Here is a 20,385-nt window from a genome sequence, read left to right on the forward strand (position 1 = left end):
GGCATGACGACGCGCTGGCCCGACCGGCTCCCCACGCACGACCGCTTCGACTACCTGCCCATCACGCGGCGGCCTGGCTACGTGTGGCCGAACGGCGCGCGGCTGGCGGTGTACATCGGCTTCAACGTCGAGCACTTCGCCTTCGGCGACGGGCTGGGCGCATGCATCGGCCCCGCCTCGCCGCAGCCCGACGTGCTCAACCACGGCTGGCGCGAATACGGCAACCGCGTCGGCGCCTGGCGCTGCCTCGAGCTGTTCGACGCGCTCGCGCTGCCCACGGGCGCGCTCGTCAACACCGCGCTGTACGACCACTGCCCCGAACTGGTCCAGGCGCTGGTGGCGCGCGGCGACGAACTGATCGGCCACGGCCACAGCAACGCCGAACGCCAGGGCGTGCTCGACGAGGCGCACGAGCGCGCGCTGCTGCAGCGCTGCCGCGAACGCATGCTGCGCGAGAGCGGGCAGGCGCCGGCCGGGTGGCTCTCGCCATGGATCTCGGAAAGCGCCGTGACGCCCGACCTGCTGGCCGAGACCGGCTACCGCTACACGCTCAACTGGTGCCACGACGACCAGCCGCTGCGCATGCGCACGCGCGGTGGAGAAGGCTCGCTGTGGTCGGTGCCGTATCCCCAGGAGCTCAACGACATCCCGATGATCGTCGGCCGCCTGATGGACGCGAAGGACTTCAGCGCGATGGTGATCGACAACTTCGAGGAAATGCTCGAACAGTCGCGCACGCAGCCGCTGGTGATGGGCCTGGCGCTGCATCCCTACATCGTGGGCCAGCCCTACCGGCTGCGGCACCTGCGCACCGCGCTCGCGCATCTGGCGCGTGCGCGCGACCGGGGCGACATCTGGTTCACCACGCCGGGCGCGATCGCCTCGCACGTGGAACAGATTGCGAAGGAACGGCCGGGGGAGTTCGCCTGAGGCGCTCCGCGAGGCCTCAGATCTCGATCTTCGAGCCCAGCTCCACCACCGCGTTGTTCGGCAGCCCCAGGAACGCCGCCGCCCCGCTCGCGTTGTGGTGCATCTGCGCGAACAGCTTCTCGCGCCACGGCGCCATGCCGCTGCCGAGCGTGGGAATCACCACGTCGCGCGACAGGAAGTAGCTGGTCGTCATCGCCTCCAGCTGGCAGCCGCGCATGCGCGCGTTCTCGAGCGCGCGCGGCAGGTCGATGTCGTTCTTGAAACCGTAGTGCACGATGATCTGCCAGCAGTGGTGGCCCAGCGGCTCGATCTCGATGCGCTTGTCCATGGGGATCCAGGGCACCTCGTGGTTGCGCACCGTGACGAACATGTTCTGCTCGTGCAGCACCTTGTTGTGCTTGAGGTTGTGCAGCAGCGCATTGGGCACCACGCCCGGCTCGGCCGTGAGGAACACCGCCGTGCCGTCCACGCGCACCGGCGGGCTCACGAACACCGAGTCGAGGAAGGACTTCAGGTCGATGGCGTCGGCATGCTGCGCCTCGCCCATGAGGCGGCGGCCTTCCTTCCAGGTGATCATCAGCGTGAACACGAAGCCGCCGATCATCAGCGGGAACCAGCCGCCCTCGAACAGCTTGAGCAGGTTCGAGGCGAAGAACATGAAGTCGACGAAGAAGAACACCGCCGTCGAGCCGATGCACAGCAGCAGCGGCAGCTTCCACGCATAGCGGATCACGAAGAAGGTCAGCACCGTGGTGATCAGCATGTCGGTGGTCACGGCAATGCCGTAGGCCGCGGCCAGGCTGCTCGACGAGCGGAACATGACCACCGCCAGCACGATGGCCACGAACAGGCCCCAGTTGACCAGCGGAATGTAGATCTGCCCGGCCGTGCGCACGCTGGTGTGCTCGATGTTCAGGCGCGGCAGGTAGCCCAGCTGGATGACCTGGCGCGTGACGCTGAAGGCACCGGTGATGAGCGCCTGCGACGCGATCACCGTGGCCAGCGTGGCCAGCAGCACCAGCGGAATGAGCGCCCATTCGGGTGCCATCATGAAGAACGGGTTCTTCACCGCCTCGGGGTTCTCCAGCAGCAGCGCGCCCTGGCCGAAGTAGTTGAGCGTGAGCGCCGGCATCACCACCGAGAACCACGCGATGCGGATCGGGCTCTTGCCGAAGTGGCCCAGGTCGGCATAGAGCGCCTCGGCACCGGTCACGCACAGCACGGTGGCGCCCAGCAGGATGAAGCTGGTGCCGGGGTTGTCCCAGATGAACTTGAGCGCGTAGAACGGGTTCAGCGCCTTGAGGATTTCAGGGTGGTGCACGATCTGCGACACGCCCAGCACCGCGATCGACAGGAACCACACCAGCGTGACCGGCCCGAAGAACTTGCCGATGCCCGCCGTGCCGCGCTTCTGCACCACGAACAGGCAGAACAGCACGACCAGCGTCAGCGGAATGACGTAGTGCGTGAAGTGCGGCGACACCACTTCCAGGCCTTCCACGGCCGACAGCACGGAGATGGCCGGCGTGATGACCCCGTCGCCGTAGAACAGCGATGTGCCGAAGATGCCCACCACCAGCAGCAGGTGGCGCAGCCTGGGCTTGTCCGCCACCGCGCGCGAGGCCAGCGCGAGCATCGCGACCAGCCCGCCCTCGCCTTCGTTGTCGGCGCGCAGCACCAGCACCACGTACTTGATGGAGACGATGACGGTGAGCGTCCAGAAGAACATCGACAGGATGCCGTAGACGTTCTCGACCGTGAACGGCACGTGGCCGTGGCCGAAGACTTCCTTGACGGCATACAGGACGCTGGTGCCGATGTCGCCGTAGACGACGCCGATGGCGCCGACGATCAGGCCGGCGGAGATGGTTTTGGGGGCTGACACGAAGTCGATGGGAAAAGGGCTGGCTGTATCAATCGACGTGTCAGACACGCGGGGGAGCGATGGCGGCGGATTCCGCGCCATGCATCCCCTCCGCCCTTTGGGTTCCGTTGATGTGGGGCCGCTATTTTGCCGCCGCCCGCCGCCGCCGCAAGCCGGCCCCCGCAATCATTCGTAGATTTCGGCGTCCGGGTTGGTGGCTTCCATCTCGTAGCTGGCGGCCACCATGGCCAGCCGGCCGACCACGCCGTACATGTAGAAGCGGTTCGGCGCGCTGGCGCCGGGCTTGGCGCCGGGCTGCGGCAGGTGTGCGCTCTCGGAGAAGGCCAGCGGCACGAAGCTCGCGCCCGGCAGCTTGAGGTTCTCGTCGGGCGCCTGCTCGGCATGCACGCGGTAGAAGCCGCCGACCACGTAGCGGTCCATCATGTAGACGACCGGTTCGGCCACGCCGTTGTGCACGCGCTCGTTGGTGAGCACGCCTTCCTGGACGATCAGCTCGGTGGGTTCGCGCAGCTCGCGCAACTCGCGTGCTTCGCGGCTGTTGGCGGCCTTGGCGGCCGACGCGCCGCGCGGCTTGCCGATCAGCGCCTCGACGTCTTTCACGTCTCGCACCGTCACCACGCCCGGGCTGCCGCTGTCGCTGTGGCCGCCCTTGACCACCACGAACGGCTTCTCGTTGATGCCGTATTCCTTGTATTTGCGGCGCACCTTGGTCAGCACCGCGTCCACATGGCTGGTCAGCACGTCGATGCCGCGGCCCTCGGCCACGTCGACGCCCTCGGCGCGCGCGTAGATCGGGTTGATGAGCCACGGGTCGATGCCCAGCAGCTTGCCGAAGCGCTTGGAAAGCTCTTCGTAGCTGTGCAGGTGATTGCTCTTGCGGCGAACCGACCAGCCCGCGTGCAGCGGCGGCAGCAGGTATTGCTCGTGCAGATCCTCGAGGATGCCGGGCGTTCCCGCGGAAAGCTCGTTGTTGAGCAGAATTGTGCAGGGATCGAAGTTCTTCAGCCCCAGGCGGCGCTTGGTGCGCACCACCGGCTCCAGCGTGACGACGTCGCCGCCGGGCAGTTCGATCTTCTTGGGCGACTTGATGGCCGGGTCGATCGACCCGACGCGCACGTTGAGCCCCGCCATGTGGAAGATGCGCACCAGTTGCGCGACGTTGGCAAGATAAAACGTGTTCTTCGAGTGATTTTCCGGAATGACGAGCAGGTTGCGCGCCTCCGGACAGATCTTCTCGATGGCTGCCTGCGCCGCCTGCACGGCCAGCGGCAGCATTTCCTTGGTGAGGTTGTTCCAGCCGCCGGGGAACAGGTTGGTGTCGACCGGGGCGAGCTTGAAGCCGGCGTTGCGGATGTCCACGGCGCTGTAGAACGGCGGCGTGTGTTCCATCCATTCGAGCCTGAACCAGCGCTCGATGGCGGGCATCGAGTCGAGCACCCGCTGCTCCAGTTCGTTGATCGGGCCGGTCAGGGCGGTGACGAGATGCGGAACCATGCGGCGGCCTTGTTGGTTTTGTGCTTAAAGGTAGAGCGGAATTGTAGGATTTGGGGATGGCCGCCCCAATGACAAGACGGGAGAAAGCGGACTTGCCTCAGCCGATCCGCTCTCCACGGCTTCTCAACTCCGGACTTCGCCCTGCCCGAGCACGACGTACTTGAGCGAGGTCAGTCCTTCGATGCCGACCGGTCCGCGGGCGTGGAACTTGTCGGTGCTGATGCCGATTTCGGCACCCAGCCCGAACTCGAACCCGTCCGCGAAGCGGGTGCTCGCATTGACCATGACGCTGGCCGAGTCGACCTCGCGCAGGAAGCGCTGCGCATGCACATGGTCGCGCGTGACGATGGCGTCGGTGTGATGGCTCGAATAGCGGTTGATGTGGGCGATGGCCTCGTCCACGCCGGCCACCACCTTGATGCTGATCACGGCGGCCAGGTATTCCTCGGACCAGTCCGACTCCACTGCATCGACCACCCTGGCCTGCGGGTCGATGGCGCCGTCGGCGCGCAGGATGCGGGCGGCTTCGGGGTCGCAACGCATTTCCACGCCCTTGGCCGCGAAGATGGCGGCGATCTCGGGCAGGAAGTCTTCGGCGACCGTGGCCGACACCAGCAGGCCTTCGGCGGCGTTGCAGGGGCTGTACTTCTGGGTCTTGGCGTTGTCGACGATGCGCAGCGCCATGTCGAACTCGGCCGTGTCGTCCACGTACACGTGGCAGTTGCCGTCCAGGTGCTTGATGACCGGCACCTTGGCGTCCCGGCTGATGCGCTCGATCAGGCCCTTGCCGCCGCGCGGGATGATCACGTCCACGAACTCCGGCATGGCGATCAGCTGGCCGACGGCTTCGCGGTCGGTGGTCTGCACCAGCTGCACCGCCTCGACCGGCAGGCCGGCTTCGGCCAGCGCCTCGGACACCAGCAGCGCCAGCGCCTTGTTCGATTCGATGGCTTCCGAGCCGCCGCGCAGGATGGCCGCGTTGCCGCTCTTGATGGCCAGGCTCGCGGCCTCGATGGTCACGTTGGGCCGGCTCTCGTAGATCATGCCGAAGACGCCGATCGGCACGCGCATCTGGCCCACGCGGATGCCGCTGGGCTGCTGCTTCATGCCGATGATTTCGCCGATCACGTCGGCCATGCCGGCCAGCTGCTCGCAGCCCTGGGCGACGGTCTCGATGACCTTGGGCGTGAGCTTGAGGCGGTCGACCATCGGCGCCGAGAGGCCGGCGGCCATGGCGCGCTCCAGGTCTTTCTGGTTGGCCGTGGCCAGCACCGGGCCGGCTTCGCGCAGGCGCCGGGCCAGCGCCTTCAGTGCTATGTTTTTGGTAGCTGCATCCGCACGGGCCATGAGGAATGCAGCGGCTTTGGCTTGCAGACCCAGGGTCTGCATGTGCTCGCTGACGTTGAACGCGTTCATGCCCCTATTTTCCCACGCCGATCCGCGGCCGGGCTGCGGCGGGCTTTTTGATGGCTGGAGCCATCGCGGATCAGGCGCGGATCAAGTGCCGGTCAAGCGCGCCTGGGGCCGGCCGCCGCGCTGCTGCAGGCGCGGCACAGCATCAACGCCAGCCGCTGCAGCGCCTGCCAGCCGCTGGCGGGCCAGTCGGGCTGCTTCAGGCCCTTCACGATGCCGTCGACCACGTGCGCGGCGCGCAGCAGGCGGGTCAGCATGCGGTCGTCCAGCCGGGGCAGCACGCGCTCGAAGGCACGCTCGCGCGGACCCCAGATGCGGTTCTCGCGCAGCGCCATCGGCAGCGGACGGCCCGAGGCCATGGCGTCCTTCACGCGCTTGAGCGCGCGAATGTCCTCGGCGATCGTGTAGTGCACCAGCACTTCGGCCTCGCCCTCGGCCTGCAGGCCGTCGAGCATGCGCGCCACGCGCTGCGGGTTGCCGGCCAGCACGGCTTCGGACAGCTTGAACACGTCGTAGCGCGCCACGTTGTTGACCGCGCCCTCCACCTGCTCCCAGCTGAGCTCGCCCGCCGGGTGCAGCAGCGCGAGCTTCTGGATTTCCTGGTGCGCCGCGAGCAGGTTGCCCTCGACGCGGTCGGCAAAGAACTGCAGCGTGCGCTGGCCTTCGTCGCCGGGCATCACGCGCTGGCCCTGCTGGCCCAGTCGCTGCGCGATCCACTGCGGCAGCGCATTGCGCTCGATCGGGTCGACCTGGATGCTCGCGCCGTTGTTCTCCAGCGCCGAGAACCAGGCGCCGGTACGCGTGGCCTTGTCCAGCCGCGGAAGCATCACCAGCGTGAGCGTGCTGTCGTTGCCGGGCGCCGACTCGGCCAGCTGCTGCAACGCCGCGCTGCCGTCCTTGCCGGGCTTGCCCGACGGAATGCGGATCTCCACGATCTGCTTGTCTGCGAACAGCGAGAGCGAGCCGCCGGCCGCGAGCACCGCGCTCCAGTCGAAGTGCGCGCCGGCCACGGTGTACGAGCTGCGCTCGGTGTAGCCCTGCGCGCGCGCGGCGGCGCGGATGGCGTCGGCCGCTTCCTGCGCGAGCAGCGGCTCGTCGCCGTGGATCGTGTAGAGCGGCTTCAGGCCCTTCTGCAGATGGGCCCCGAGCGAGGCGCTGGCGAGTTGCATCGACGGATTACAGCGACTTGACCGCAGCGATGCGGCGCATCAGCTGCTGCGCGATGTCCGACTGCATGTCGCGGAACAGCAGGTCGGCTTCGCCTTCCTTGGCCAGCGCGTTGGTCTCGTTGAAGCTCAGGTCGCGCGTCTGCGAGACATCGGCGGCCGGAATCAGGTCCTTGCCGCCGGGAGTGCGCAGCCGGAAGCGGATGCGCAACTGCAACTGCAGCTCGCGCACCAGGCCCGCCGAGTTGGTCGAGATCACGATGCGGTTGCGGTCCTCGCCCAGGATCTCCAGGATCACGTCGGCCTTGGACGCGTCTTCCGGCGGCAGCACGGTCACCGAACCGGTGGCCCGCAGCTCGCGCCGGATCTGGTTGATCATGGCCGTGTTGCCCGACACCGACAGCGTCTTGAACGCAAACACCGGCGCCTTGCGCAGCTCGAAGCCGCAGCCGGCCAGGCCGAGCGAGGCGCCGGCCGCCGCCAGTCCGAGGAGAAGGCCGCGGCGCGGCAGCGAGACATTGCGATTGTTCATGCTTGAGTCGTTCGTTCAGAGAACCACGTTGACCAGGCGGCCGGGAACCACGATCACGCGCTTGGGTGGCGCGCCTTCGGCGAAGTTGACGAAGTCGTCGCAGGCCAGCGCGAGCTTCTCGATCTCGTCCTTCGAGGCGCCGGCCGGCACGCTGAGCTTGCCGCGCAGCTTGCCGTTGACCTGCAGCATGAGCTCGATCTCGTCCTGCACCAGCGCGCCGACGTCGACCGTGGGCCAGGGCGCGTCGAGCAGGCCGCCCAGGTCCTTGTCGTAGCCGAGTTCGTTCCACAGCTGCTGCGCGATGTGCGGCGTGGCCGGGTACAGGCAGCGCAGCAGGATGCCGAAGCCCTCGCGCACCGCGGCGGCGTCGCCCGCGCTGCCGTCGGGCTTGAAGCCTTCCAGCGCGTTGAGCAGCTTCATCGCGCCCGACACCACCGTGTTGTATTGCATGCGCTGGTAGTCGTAGTCGATCTGTCGCAGCACGGTGTGCACTTCGCGGCGCAGCGCCTGGGCGCCCTTGCCGAAGGTCTGGCCGGCCAGCGCGGCGGGAGCGACGTCGGCCTGCGCCGCGCCGAAGTTCCACACCCGGCGCAGGAAGCGGTAGCTGCCTTCGACGGCCGCGTCGTTCCACTCCAGCGTGGCTTCGGGCGGCGCGGTGAACATGGTGTACAGGCGGGCGGTGTCGGCGCCGTACTTCTCGATCAGGTCCTGCGGGTCGACGCCGTTGCGTTCGCTCTTGCCCATCTTGCCGACGCCGCCGTACTCGACCTTCGTGCCGTCTGCAGTGGTGCCGCCAATGATGCGGCCCTGCGCGTCGAGCACGGTCGTGACCTCGGCGGGCGGGAAGTAGTCCTTGCCGCCCTTCTCGTTGCGCTTGTAGAAGATGTGGTTGAGCACCATGCCCTGCGTCAGCAGCTTGCTGAAGGGCTCGTCGGCCTTCAGCAGGCCGAGGTCGCGCATCACCTTGGTCCAGAAACGCGCGTACAGCAGGTGAAGAATGGCGTGCTCGATGCCGCCGATGTACTGGTCCATCGGCATCCAGTAGTCGGCGCCGCCGGCCACCATGGCTTCGTCGTTCTTCGGGTCGCAGTAGCGCATGAAGTACCACGACGAGTCGACGAAGGTGTCCATGGTGTCGGTCTCGCGCCGCGCGGGCTTGCCGCAGACGGGGCAGACCACGCCGGCATGGAAGCCCTCGTGCTTGTGCAGCGGGTTGCCCGAGCCGTCCGGCACGCAGTCGGTCGGAAGCACCACGGGCAGGTCTTTTTCGGGGACCGGCACCGCGCCGTGCTCTTCGCAATGGATGATCGGGATCGGCGTGCCCCAGTAGCGCTGGCGGCTCACGCCCCAGTCGCGCAGGCGCCAGGTGGTCTGCAGCTCGCCCAGGCCCTTCTGGCCCAGCGCATGCGCCACGGCGGCCACGGCCTCCTTGTAGCTCATGCCGCTGAAGTTGTCGGAGTTGATGGTCACGCCGCGCTGTTTGTCGCCGTACCAGTCCTGCCACTTGTGATAGTCGAAGTGCGGCTCGTCGTCGACCAGCACCACCTGGATGATCTCGATGCCGTACTTGTTGGCGAAGGCGAAGTCGCGCTCGTCGTGCGCGGGCACGCCCATCACGGCGCCGTCGCCGTAGCCGATCAGCACGTAGTTGCCGACCCACACCGGCACCTGCTCGTCGGTGATCGGGTGCGTCACCGTGAGGCCGGTGGGCACGCCCTTTTTCTCCTGCGTGGCGAGCTCGGCCTCGGTGGTGCCGCCGCTCTTGCACTCCTCGATGAAGGCCGCGACCTTGGGGTCGAGCGTGGCGGCGTGCGCGGCCAGCGGATGCTCGGGCGCCACGGCGCAGAAGGTCACGCCCATGATGGTGTCGGCGCGCGTGGTGAACACGTACATGCGGCCGTCCTGGATCAGCTTGCCGTCGGCACCCTTGATGTCATGGGTGAAGGCGAAGCGCAGGCCTTCGCTCTTGCCGATCCAGTTCTCCTGCATCAGCTTGACGCGCTCGGGCCAGCCCGGCAGCTTGTGCTGGGTGTGCTCGAGCAGTTCCTCGGCGTAGTCGCTGATCTTCAGGTAGTAGCCCGGGATCTCGCGGCGCTCGACCGTGGCGCCGGTGCGCCAGCCCTTGCCGTCGATCACCTGCTCGTTGGCCAGCACGGTCTGGTCGACCGGGTCCCAGTTCACGACCTGGGTCTTGCGGTAGGCAATGCCCTTTTCGAGCATCTTCAGGAACAGCCACTGGTTCCACTTGTAGTAGCTCGGGTCGCAGGTGGCGATCTCGCGGCTCCAGTCGATGGCCAGGCCCATGGCCTGGAGCTGGCCCTTCATGTAGGCGATGTTCTCGTAGGTCCACTTGGCCGGCGGCACGCCATTCTTCAGCGCCGCGTTCTCGGCCGGCAGGCCGAAGGCGTCCCAGCCCATGGGCATCAGCACGTTGTAGCCGCTCATGCGCAGGTAGCGCGTGAGCATGTCGTTGATCGTGTAGTTGCGCACGTGGCCCATGTGCAGCTTGCCGCTGGGATACGGCAGCATCGAGCAGGCGTAGTACTTCTTGCGGCTCGCGTCCTCGGTGACGCGGTAGGCATCGGCGGCGCTCCATTGCGCCTGGGCAGCGGACTCGACGTCGCTGGGTTTGTAGCTGGGATTCATGGCGGTTCGGCAAGAGCCCGGCGCAAGGCGGCCGGGAACGCGGGATTATCGCGCCGGACTAGACTCGCCCCCAGGCTTCGCGCACTTCGTGTCGCTTCTCCTTCCCCCTGCCGGGGGCAATGCCGGCGGCCCGCCGAAGCCGGCTCCACGGCATTTCGCGGAATAACGAAGCCCGAACAGTGCGCCACGGGATGGAATTCGCCATGAAATTGTTTTTGAAACATCTTGTCCTGTGCTTCGCCGCAGTCGCCGCCACGCCGCTGTGGGCACAGCACAACGACAAGCCCCTGCGCATCGTCGTGCCCTTCGCCACCGGCGGCGCCCAGGACGTGATTGCCCGCTACCTGGGCGCCAAGCTGACCGACAGGCTGGGCCAGCCGGTCATCATCGACAACAAGGCCGGCGCTGGCGGCATCGTGGCCGCCGACGCGGTGGCCAAGGCGACCGACGGCGCCACGGTGCTGCTGGCCACGGGCGGCGCGGTCACGATCGCTCCCCACCTGCAGGCCAGGCTGCCCTACGACCCGGCGCACGAGCTGGTGCCGGTGGCCCTGGTGGCCGACACGCCCATGACGCTGTCGGTGCGCACCGAAAGCCCCTACAGGACCGTGGCCGACGTGCTGCGCGACGCCAAGGCCAGGCCGGGCCAGGTGACCTACGCCTCGACCGGCAACGGCACCGTCTCGCACCTGACCGGGGCGCTGCTGGCCCAGGCCGGCGGCGTGGACCTGCTGCACGTGCCCTACCGGGGCGCGGCGCCCGCCATGACCGACCTGCTGGGCGGGCAGGTGGCGACCATCGTGACCAGCGTGGCCTCGATCGAGCCCATGGTGGCCAGCGGCAAGGCGCGCGTGCTGGGCACCTTCTCTCGCGTCTCCCTCCCCGGCATGGGCTCGGCGCCCACCATCGGCGAGGCCACCGGCCTGCCGGGCATGGAAGTGCCGGTCTGGGTCGGCGTGATGGCGCCGGTACGCATGCCGGCGGCCAGCATCGAGAAGCTGTCGGCGGCGCTGATGGAGGTGTGCAACCTGCCGGAGACGAAGCAGCGCTTCGCCCAGCTGGGCGCGGTCAACACCTGCGGCGGCCCGGCCGCGCTGGGCAAGGTCGTGACGGAAGACAGCCAGCGCTGGGCGAAGGTCATCAAGCAGGGCGGGATCAAGGTTGAATAAATCGGCACACCGCGTCGGCATCGCCGGCGCAGGGGCGATCGCGCTGGCCAGCGCGGCCTGGCTGCGGCGGGCGGGGCACGGCGTGACCGTGTGGTCGCCGGGCGGCCGGGGCGCGGAGGCCCTGCGGACCCAGGCGCTGGAAGCCGGCGGCATCCAGTCGTTCTCGGTGACGGTCGAGGTCGCCGGCGACGCGGCCAGCCTTTGCGCGGCGTCGGACGTGCTGCTGCTCGCCCTGCCCGTCAACGGCCACAGGCGGGTGATGGACGCGCTGCTGCCCTTCCTGCGCGACGGCCAGACCGTGATCGTCAGCTCGATGGCCTCGCTGTCGTCGCTCTATCTCCATGAAGCAGCCAGGCAAGCCGGCCGGCAGATCACCGTGGCCAGCTTCGGCACGACCGTGCTGACCGCGCGCCGGGCGTCGGCCACGCAGGTCAAGGTCATGACACGGCGCAAGGCGGTCGGCGTGTCCGCCCTGCTCGGCGCGAAGGCGCACGAGGCCGTCGCCCTGTGCACCGCACTCTTCGGCGACGGCTTCTTCGCGCAGGAAAGCGCCCTCGCCAGCGCGCTGGCCAACGTCAACCCGCAGTCGCACGGCCCGCTCGCGGTGTTCAACTGGACCCGCATCGAGCGCGCCGAGAACTGGCCGCAGTACCACTGCATGACGCCCGGCGTGTCGCGTGCGATCGAGGCGCTCGACCAGGAGCGCCGCGCCGTGGCGCGGGCCTTCGGCATCGAGCTCGGCCCCATCGAGGCGCACTTCGCGCGTTCCTTCGGCACCACGTCGGAAAAGCTGGCGGACATCGCCGCCGAACTGCACGCCAAGCGCGGCGGCCCGCCCGGCCCGGTGCAGGCCGACACCCGCTACGTGACCGAGGACATGCCCTACGGCCTGGCCTTCATCGAGGCGCTGGGCGCCATCGCCGGCGTGCCCACGCCCGCGACCCGCACCATCGTGGACGCGGCCTCGCTGGTCAACGGCATCGACTTCCGCCGCGAGAACGACCTGCTCGAACCGCTGGGCCTGGCGAACGAAACCGTCGCCGGGCTGCTCGCGCGGCTGTAGCAAGGGCGGCGGCCCGGGGCGCGCACGGGGCTTGCCACTGGCCCGAATCTCGCATGCCACAATGATTTTTCCGACCACAGGGACCGGCATGGGCACCAGCGACAAGAGCAGCGACAAAGGCGGCAGCGAATGGTGGCGCGGCGCGGTGATCTACCAGATCTACCCGCGCAGCTTCAGCGACAGCAACGGCGACGGCATCGGCGACCTGCCCGGCATCACGGCCCGGCTCGACCACGTGGCGGCGCTCGGCGTCGATGCGGTCTGGGTCTCGCCCTTCTTCCGCTCGCCGATGAAGGACTTCGGCTACGACGTGTCCGACTACCGCGCGGTCGATCCGCTGTTCGGCACGCTGGCCGACTTCGACGCCATGCTCGCGCGCATGCATGCGCTGGGCCTGAAGCTCATCATCGACCAGGTGCTCTCGCACACCTCCGATCAGCACGCCTGGTTCGCCGAAAGCCGCAGCTCGCGCGACAACCCCAAGGCCGACTGGTACGTGTGGGCCGACCCCCGGCCCGACGGCACGCCGCCCACCAACTGGCTGTCGGTGTTCGGCGGCTCGGCCTGGCAGTGGGATTCGCGGCGGCGGCAGTACTACCTGCACAGCTTTCTGGCCGAGCAGCCCGACCTGAACTTCCATTGCGCCGAGGTGCAGGAGGCCTTGCTCGGCGAAGTGCGCTTCTGGTGCGAGCGCGGCGTCGACGGCTTCCGCTTCGACGCCTGCAACCACCAGTTCCACGACGCGCTGCTGCGCGACAACCCGCCGGCCTCGCTCGCGTCGATCGACGAAGTCAGCACGGTGCGCGCCGACAACCCGTATGCGATGCAGCAGCACCTGTACGACAAGAGCCAGCACGAGAACCTGGCGTTCCTCGAAAACCTGCGCCGGCTGCTCGACGGCTACGGCGCGGTGGCGCTGGGCGAGGTCGGCGACGAGAACGCGCCGCCTGTCATGGCGCAATACACCGAGAGCGGCAGGCGCCTGCACCTGGCCTACAGCTTCAGCCTGCTCACGGCCGACCACAGCCCCGAGCACCTGCGCCACCAGGTGGAGGCGCTCGACGGCGCGCTGGCGCCCACCGGCGGCTGGGGCTGCTGGGCCGTGTCGAACCACGACGTGCCGCGCGTCGCCACCCGCTGGAGCGGCGGCGCACCCACCGACACGCGCCGCGACCGCCTCTGGCTGACGCTGCTGCTCACGCTGCGCGGCAGCGCCAGCATCTACCAGGGCGAGGAACTCGGCCTGCCCGAGGCCGAGGTGCCCTTCGAGCTGCTGCAGGACCCCTACGGCCGGGCGTTCTGGCCCGAGTTCAAGGGCCGCGACGGCTGCCGCACGCCGATGCCCTGGACCGCCGACGCGCCGCACGGCGGCTTCACCACCGGCACGCCCTGGCTGCCGGTGTACGGGCCGCACCTGCCGCTGGCCGTCGAGCGGCAGGCCGACGAACCGGGCTCGATGCTGGCCTTCAGCCGCGCCCTGCTGCGCTGGCGCCGCACGCAGCCGCTGCTGCGCACCGGCGGCATCGCCTTCATCGACGCGCCCGAGCCCCTGCTGCATTTCGAGCGCAACGACGGGAACCAATCGCTCCACGCGATCTTCAACCTGGGAAGCGCGCCGGTGTCGATGCCCTTGCCCGATCGGTTGCAGCCAATGCAGCCCCTCGTCGGACAACCGCTCGCGCCGACTTCCGCCGTGCAGACCGTGAACGAAAAGCGCATGCTGGTGCTGGCGCCCTATGGCGTCTTCATCGGCATGCCCGCCGAAGAAGGAATGAGCTGACCGCCATGCCCCCGAAGCCGTTGTCCGAATCAGAAATCCACGCGCTCATGCGCGCCGAACATGGCGATCCTTTTGCCGTGCTGGGGCCGCACGAGACCGCCGAGGGCCTGGAGGTGCGCGCGCTTCTGCCCGGCGCGCAGCGCGTGGCGGTGGTGCATTCGCGCACCGGCTGGCCGCTGTCGATCCTTTCGCGCCACGGCGAGTCGGACCTCTTCAGCGGGCTGGTGCCGGCGGCCGAGGCCCGCATGGGCTATTCGTTCCAGATCGACTGGGACGCCCACACCTCGCGGCTCGAGGACCCCTACCGCTTTCCGTTCGTGCTCGGCGACACCGACGTCTGGCTGCTGGCCGAGGGCACGCACCTGCGGCCGTGGGAGCGGCTGGGCGCGCACCTGCGCGAGATGAACGGCGTCAAGGGCGTGGCCTTCGCGGTCTGGGCGCCGAATGCGCGGCGCGTGTCGGTGGTCGGCAACTTCAACAACTGGGACGGCCGGCGCCACATGATGCGGCTGCGCCGCGAGTGCGGCGTGTGGGAGATCTTCGCGCCGCACGTGACGGTGGGCGATGCCTACGAATTCGAGATTCTTTCGGCCCACGGCGAAGTGCTGCGCAAGGCCGACCCGTTCGCGTTCTCGGCGCAGCTGCGGCCGGACACCGCCTGCGTGGTGCAGCCGCTGCCGGCCGCCGTGAAGATGCCCGAGGGCCGCGCCGAGGCCAACGGCCGCCACGCGCCCGTCAGCATTTATGAAGTGCACCTTGGCTCGTGGCGCCGCAAGAACAACGGCCACGAGTGGCTCGACTACCGCGAGCTGGCCGACACGCTGGTGCCCTATGCGCGCGACATGGGCTTCACGCACATCGAGCTGCTGCCGATCAGCGAGCACCCGTTCGACGGCTCCTGGGGCTACCAGCCGATCGGCCTGTATGCGCCGACCTCGCGCTTCGGCACGCCGGGCGACTTCCGGCATTTCGTCGAGGCCGCGCATGCGGCGGGGCTGGGCGTGATCCTCGACTGGGTGCCCGCGCATTTCCCGACCGACGCGCACGGCCTGGGCCGCTTCGACGGCACCGCGCTCTATGAGTACGCCGACCCGCGCGAGGGCTTCCACAACGACTGGCAGACGCTGATCTTCAACTACGCGCGCACCGAGGTGCGCAACTACCTCGTCGGCAACGCGCTCTACTGGCTGGAGCGCTACGGCGTGGACGGCCTGCGCGTGGACGCGGTGGCCTCGATGCTCTACCGCGACTACAGCCGCAAGGCGGGCGAGTGGATACCCAACACCTTCGGCGGACGCGAGAACCTCGAGGCCATCGACTTCCTGCGGCGCATGAACCGCGTGGTGGGCGTCGAGCGGCCCGGCGCGGTGACGCTGGCCGAAGAGTCGACCAGCTTCCCCGGCGTGACCCGCCCGCCCGAAGACGGCGGCCTGGGCTTCCACTACAAGTGGAACATGGGCTGGATGAACGACACCCTGGCCTATGCGGGCACCGACCCGGTCTACCGCAAGCACCACCACCAGAAGATCACCTTCGGGCTGATGTATGCGCACAGCGAGAACTTCGTGCTGCCGCTGTCGCACGACGAGGTGGTGCACGGCAAGGGCTCGCTGATCGGGCGCATGCCGGGAGACGAGTGGCAGAAGTTTGCCGGGCTGCGCAACCTGTATGGCTACCTCTGGGCGTATCCGGGCAAGAAGCTGTTGTTCATGGGGGGCGAGTTCGCGCAGTACGCCGAATGGAACGCGGACCGCAGCCTGGACTGGCATTTGCTGGAGCATGCGGCGCACCAAGGCGTGCGGCGGCTGGTGCGCGACCTGAACAACGTGTACCGGCATTTTCCGGCGCTGCACGAGCTCGACCATGACGGTGGCGGATTCGAGTGGATCGTGCATGACGATGCGGATCAGTCGGTGTTTGCCTTTGTCCGGCGGGCTCGTGACGGGGCGTTTGTTGTCGCTGTCTGCAACTTCACGCCTGTGCCTCGGCGTGGGTACCGGTTGGGGGTTCCGTTTGCTGGCTCTTATCGGGAGATCATCAATACGGATGGGGCGGTTTATGGCGGGAGTGGCGTGGGGAACGGGGTTGTCGAGAGCGAGCCTGTTGCTTGGCATGGGAAAGCGGACTCCTTGTCTGTCAGCTTGCCGCCTTTGGGTACTGTGATGTGGGTGTTGGTTTGATGTTCTTGGGTGTTTGTTTTCCGGGGCCGGGTCTCGGCCCGGCGGCCGACCTACTTTTCTTTGCTTCGCCAAAGAAACGTAGGCAAAAGAAAGGCGACCCTGCTGTCTGCGACCCCTGCGCTTCGCTACGGGGCAACCTGCGGTGCTCGCGTTTCGCGGGGTCTCGCAGAACTCGCTTCGCTCAAACAGCTGCGAGCCCTTATCCGCGAAACGCTCCGCTCCTCGGCGCAGCCAGAGGGGAGGGGAACCCACTCGGGCCTTTGCTTCGCTCGGCCCCATGTGGCACAGCCGCTGCGCGGCTGCGCCACCGCGCCGAGCGCAGCGATGGCGCGTTTGGTATACAAATCCCTTCTGGCTGCGCCGAGGAGCGCAGACGTAGGCGGGATCAGGGCCGCAGCTGTTTGAGCGAAGCGAGTTCTGCGGACCCCCGCCGGAGTCGAGCACCGCAGGTTGCCCGTAGCGAAGCGAAGGGACGCAGACAGCAGGGTCGCCTTTTCTTTGCTTACTTTCTTTTGGCGAAGCAAAAGAAAGTGAGTCGCCCGCCGGGGCGAGACCCGGCCCCGAAAAACAAGCCCCCTGCAAGGCAAAAACAATGCTGAGCCCAGGCAAGCCCTTCCCCCTGGGCGCAACGCCCATGCAACAAGGCGTCAACTTCGCACTGGCCGCACCCACAGCAGAAGCGGTAGACCTCTGCATCTTCGACACCACAGGCAATAACGAACAACAGCGCCTGAGGCTCCCGCAACAGACAGACGGCATCTGGCACGGCCATCTCCCCAGCGGCAAGCCAGGCCTCGTCTACGGCTACCGAGTCCACGGCTCCTGGTCCCCAAAAGAGGGAAAGCGCTTCAACCCCGCCAAGCTTCTGCTCGACCCTTACGCCCGCGAAATAGTAGGCACCTACGACGGCAGCGACATCTTCCTCGGCCACAACCCCGCGAACCCGGACCTGAGGGACACGCGAGACAACGCCGCAGCAGCCCTCAAAGCCCGGGTCGCGGCAGCAGCAACACCACAAAGCAGCGAACGCCTGGCCGGCCACGCCCGCATCCCCGCATCCGACCGCGTCCTCTACGAACTGCACGTCAAGGGCCAGACAAAGCTGCACCCCGCCGTGCCCGCACCCCTTCGAGGCAGCTATGCGGGACTGGCCGAGCCCGCCGTGCTCGACCACCTCCAGCGCCTGGGCGTCACCACCCTGAGCCTCATGCCCGTGCAGCACCGCGCCGACGAACAGCGCCTGCTGCACATGGGCCTGAGCAACTACTGGGGCTACAGCACCATCGGCTGGTTCGCGCCCGAAGCCCGCTACTGGAGCGGCCGTCCCGGCACCACGCCCGCTGGCGAGTTCCGGGCGATGGCCGACGCGATCCACGCGCGCGGCATGGAGCTGGTGATCGACGTCGTCTACAACCACAGCGCCGAGACCGACGAGTTCGGCCCCACCCTCTCGCTGCGCGGCATCGACAACGCCCTGTACTACCGCCTGCGCCCCGACGACCGCGCGCTCTACGAGAACTGGGCCGGCACCGGCAACTGCCTGGACCTGACCGAGCCGCGCGTGCTGCAGCTGGTCATGGACAGCCTGCGTTTCTGGGCCTGCGAGATGGGCGTCGACGGCTTCCGCTTCGACCTGGCCCCGGTGCTGGGCCGCAGTGCAGGCAACAACGACTTCGACCCGCGCGCGCCTTTCTTCGCGGCCATCGCGCAAGACCCGGTCCTGTCTCGCACGCTGCTCATCGCCGAGCCCTGGGACCTGGGCCCCGGCGGCTATCGCCTGGGCGAATTCCCGCCCGGCTGGCTCGAGTGGAACGACCGCTACCGCGACACCCAGCGCGGCTTCTGGCTGCGGCAGGACCACGAGGGTGACGGAAAGGCCGGCCTCGGCGACTTCGCGCACCGCTTCACCGCCTCGAGCACGCAATTCGCGCACGACGGCCGCGCGCCGACCGCCAGCGTCAACTTCATCACCGCGCACGACGGCTTCACGCTGCGCGACCTCGTCAGCTACAACGAGCGCGACAACCTCGCCAACGGGGAAGGCAACCGCGACGGCCACGGCCACAACCTGAGCGACAACTGCGGCGTCGAGGGTCCGAGCGACGACCCCGGCGTGCTGGCCCTGCGCGAGCGACTGCGGCGCGCGCTGCTGGCCACGTTGATGCTTTCCCAAGGCACGCCGATGCTGCTGGCCGGCGACGAGCTGGGGCACACACAGCAAGGCAACAACAACGCCTACTGCCAGGACAACGAGACCACCTGGCTCGCCTGGATCGGCGCCGCGTCCGATCCCGCGAGCGACGCGGCCCGCATGAGCGCCTTCGTGGCGCGGCTGGCGGCGCTGCGGCGCGAAGCCCCGGCGCTGCGCAGCGCGCGCTGGTGGCCGGCCGAGCCGCCCGAAGGCACGCCCCCCGGCATCCGCTGGCTGCGCCCCGACGGCGAACCGATGACGCCCGCAGACTGGCAGACAGGCACGGCCCTTGCAATCCTCTTTGCCGCGAGTGATGCATCGGATGAAGCAAGCGAAAGAAGGCAAAGCGCATGGCTGGTGATGGTGAACGCGGGGCCCGGCACCGTGCAGTTCAGGCTGCCCGGGGGCGGCTGGCGGCTGTGCCTGTCGAGCGATCCCGCACACGACCCGGGCAACCTGGCGCGGCCGCTCGACGGCACGGCGCAGGTGCCTTTCTCGAGCCTCGGAATTGCAAGAACGTAGGAGCCAGCCGCGCAGCGCGGTGCTAGTCTCGATGCAGAAACTCTGACGGCGGACGAATCACGACAAGCAAACAAACGAACGAACGGAGACTTCAGGATGGACAACCTCGCACCCCAAGCGCCACAGCAACCGCAGCACGAGCTGCAGGCCCACCAGCTGGTCCGCCGCACCATCGCCCTGGTGCTGGCCGGCGGCCGCGGCTCCCGCCTCAAGCAGCTGACCGACCGCCGCGCCAAGCCGGCGGTGTACTTCGGCGGCAAGTTCCGCATCATCGATTTCGCGCTGTCCAACTGCCTGAACTCGGGCATCCGGCGCATGGCGGTGGTCACGCAGTACAAGTCGCATTCGCTCATGCGCCACCTGCAGCGCGGATGGAGCTTCCTGCGGGCCGAGCTCAACGAGATGGTCGACGTGCTGCCCGCGCAGCAGCGCGTGGGCGACGAGCACTGGTACCGCGGCACGGCCGACGCGGTGTTCCAGAACCTCGACATCATCCAGACCCGCTCCACGCCGCACGACTACGTCGTGGTGCTGGCCGGCGACCACATCTACAAGATGGACTACTCGATCATGGTCAAGGACCACGCCGAGCGCGGCCTGGGCTGCACCGTCGGCTGCATCGAGGTGCCGCGCATGGAGGCCACCGCCTTCGGCGTGATGCACGTGGACGGCGACCGCAAGGTCACGGCCTTCCTGGAAAAGCCCGCCGACCCGCCGGCCATGCCCGGCAAGCCGGACGTGGCACTGGCCAGCATGGGCATCTACGTGTTCGATTCCACCTACCTCTACCGCTTGCTGGAGGAAGACAGCAAGGACCCGAACTCCGACCACGACTTCGGCAAGGACATCATCCCGCGCGCCGTGGCGGAGGGCCGCGCGCTGGCGCATCCGTTCGGCATGTCGTGCGTGACCCGCGCCATGCGCGGCGGCGACAGCCCGACCTACTGGCGCGACGTGGGCACGATCGACGCCTTCTGGGCCGCCAACCTCGACCTGGCCTCGATCACGCCGGAGCTCGACATCTACGACACCAACTGGCCGATCTGGACCTACCAGCGCCAGCTGCCGCCGGCCAAGTTCGTGTTCGGGCGCGACGGCAAGCCCGGCCTCACGACCAACACCATCGTCTCGGGCGGCTGCATCGTGTCGGGGTCGTCGGTGAGCGACTCGGTGCTGTTCTCGGGCGTACGCGTCCACTCGTTCTGCACCATCTCGCAGGCGGTGCTGCTGCCCGACGTCGAAGTGGGACGCGGCTGCCGCCTGAGCAAGGTGGTCATCGACCGCGCCTGCGTGATCCCCGACGACATGGTGATCGGCGAGGACGCCGAGGCCGACGCCGCGCGCTTCGAGCGCACCGAAAGCGGCGTGGTGCTGGTCACGCGCGAAATGCTCAAGCGGCTTGCGCCCGCCTGAG

The 20,385-nt window shown here is 68.2% G+C and carries 13 protein-coding genes; 7 read left to right on the top strand and 6 right to left on the bottom strand.

From position 1 onward, the window contains the following. Nucleotides 1-3: 3 nt before the first annotated feature. Nucleotides 4-930: a polysaccharide deacetylase family protein gene (locus tag C4F17_RS16530; protein WP_106935968.1), complete on the top strand. Its 927-nt coding sequence runs from the start codon at nucleotides 4-6 to the stop codon at nucleotides 928-930. A gap of 16 nt (nucleotides 931-946) precedes the next feature. Here C4F17_RS16530 and C4F17_RS16535 read toward each other — a convergent pair whose 3' ends face one another. From C4F17_RS16535 to leuS, 6 genes are all read right to left on the bottom strand, one after another. Continuing rightward, nucleotides 947-2,815, bottom strand: a complete 1,869-nt coding sequence (locus C4F17_RS16535) for a potassium transporter Kup (protein ID WP_081270084.1) — start codon at nucleotides 2,813-2,815, stop codon at nucleotides 947-949. Nucleotides 2,816-2,980: 165 nt separating this feature from the next. Beyond that, entirely contained in the window at nucleotides 2,981-4,309 is a 1,329-nt protein-coding gene (gene gshA, locus C4F17_RS16540; protein WP_106935969.1) for a glutamate--cysteine ligase, read from the bottom strand. 123 nt (nucleotides 4,310-4,432) lie between these two features. Beyond that, nucleotides 4,433-5,725: a glutamate-5-semialdehyde dehydrogenase gene (locus C4F17_RS16545; protein ID WP_106935970.1), complete on the bottom strand. Its 1,293-nt coding sequence runs from the start codon at nucleotides 5,723-5,725 to the stop codon at nucleotides 4,433-4,435. Nucleotides 5,726-5,817: 92 nt separating this feature from the next. After that, nucleotides 5,818-6,891: a DNA polymerase III subunit delta gene (holA, locus tag C4F17_RS16550; RefSeq protein ID WP_081270087.1), complete on the bottom strand. Its 1,074-nt coding sequence runs from the start codon at nucleotides 6,889-6,891 to the stop codon at nucleotides 5,818-5,820. Between the two features lie 7 nt (nucleotides 6,892-6,898). Beyond that, a complete protein-coding gene (locus tag C4F17_RS16555) occupies nucleotides 6,899-7,420 on the bottom strand; it encodes an LPS-assembly lipoprotein LptE (RefSeq protein WP_081270088.1) in 522 nt (173 codons plus the stop codon). 15 nt (nucleotides 7,421-7,435) lie between these two features. Beyond that, nucleotides 7,436-10,066 (bottom strand): leucine--tRNA ligase, encoded by a 2,631-nt coding sequence (gene leuS / locus C4F17_RS16560; protein ID WP_081270089.1) that lies wholly within the window; start codon nucleotides 10,064-10,066, stop codon nucleotides 7,436-7,438. Between the two features lie 203 nt (nucleotides 10,067-10,269). Here leuS and C4F17_RS16565 point away from each other — a divergent pair, with 203 nt between their 5' ends. From C4F17_RS16565 to glgC, 6 genes are all read left to right on the top strand, one after another. Continuing rightward, nucleotides 10,270-11,235, top strand: a complete 966-nt coding sequence (locus C4F17_RS16565; RefSeq protein WP_106937591.1) for a Bug family tripartite tricarboxylate transporter substrate binding protein — start codon at nucleotides 10,270-10,272, stop codon at nucleotides 11,233-11,235. Continuing rightward, nucleotides 11,228-12,298: an NAD/NADP octopine/nopaline dehydrogenase family protein gene (locus tag C4F17_RS16570; protein ID WP_106935971.1), complete on the top strand. Its 1,071-nt coding sequence runs from the start codon at nucleotides 11,228-11,230 to the stop codon at nucleotides 12,296-12,298. Before C4F17_RS16565 ends, C4F17_RS16570 begins: the two co-directional genes overlap by 8 nt. A gap of 88 nt (nucleotides 12,299-12,386) precedes the next feature. Continuing rightward, nucleotides 12,387-14,078, top strand: a complete 1,692-nt coding sequence (locus C4F17_RS16575) for an alpha-glucosidase (protein WP_106935972.1) — start codon at nucleotides 12,387-12,389, stop codon at nucleotides 14,076-14,078. Nucleotides 14,079-14,083: 5 nt separating this feature from the next. Continuing rightward, nucleotides 14,084-16,258: a 1,4-alpha-glucan branching protein GlgB gene (gene glgB, locus C4F17_RS16580; protein ID WP_106935973.1), complete on the top strand. Its 2,175-nt coding sequence runs from the start codon at nucleotides 14,084-14,086 to the stop codon at nucleotides 16,256-16,258. 592 nt (nucleotides 16,259-16,850) lie between these two features. Next, the gene (gene glgX / locus C4F17_RS16585) at nucleotides 16,851-18,971 is read left to right on the top strand and encodes a glycogen debranching protein GlgX (protein ID WP_106935974.1); all 2,121 of its coding nucleotides are present in this window, start codon (nucleotides 16,851-16,853) and stop codon (nucleotides 18,969-18,971) included. 96 nt (nucleotides 18,972-19,067) lie between these two features. Continuing rightward, nucleotides 19,068-20,384, top strand: coding sequence for a glucose-1-phosphate adenylyltransferase (gene glgC, locus C4F17_RS16590; RefSeq protein ID WP_081270779.1), 1,317 nt, complete (start codon nucleotides 19,068-19,070; stop codon nucleotides 20,382-20,384). Nucleotide 20,385: the final 1 nt, after the last annotated feature.

The sequence above is a fragment of the Variovorax sp. PMC12 genome, assembly GCF_003019815.1.
Taxonomy (GTDB): Bacteria; Pseudomonadota; Gammaproteobacteria; order Burkholderiales; family Burkholderiaceae_C; genus Variovorax.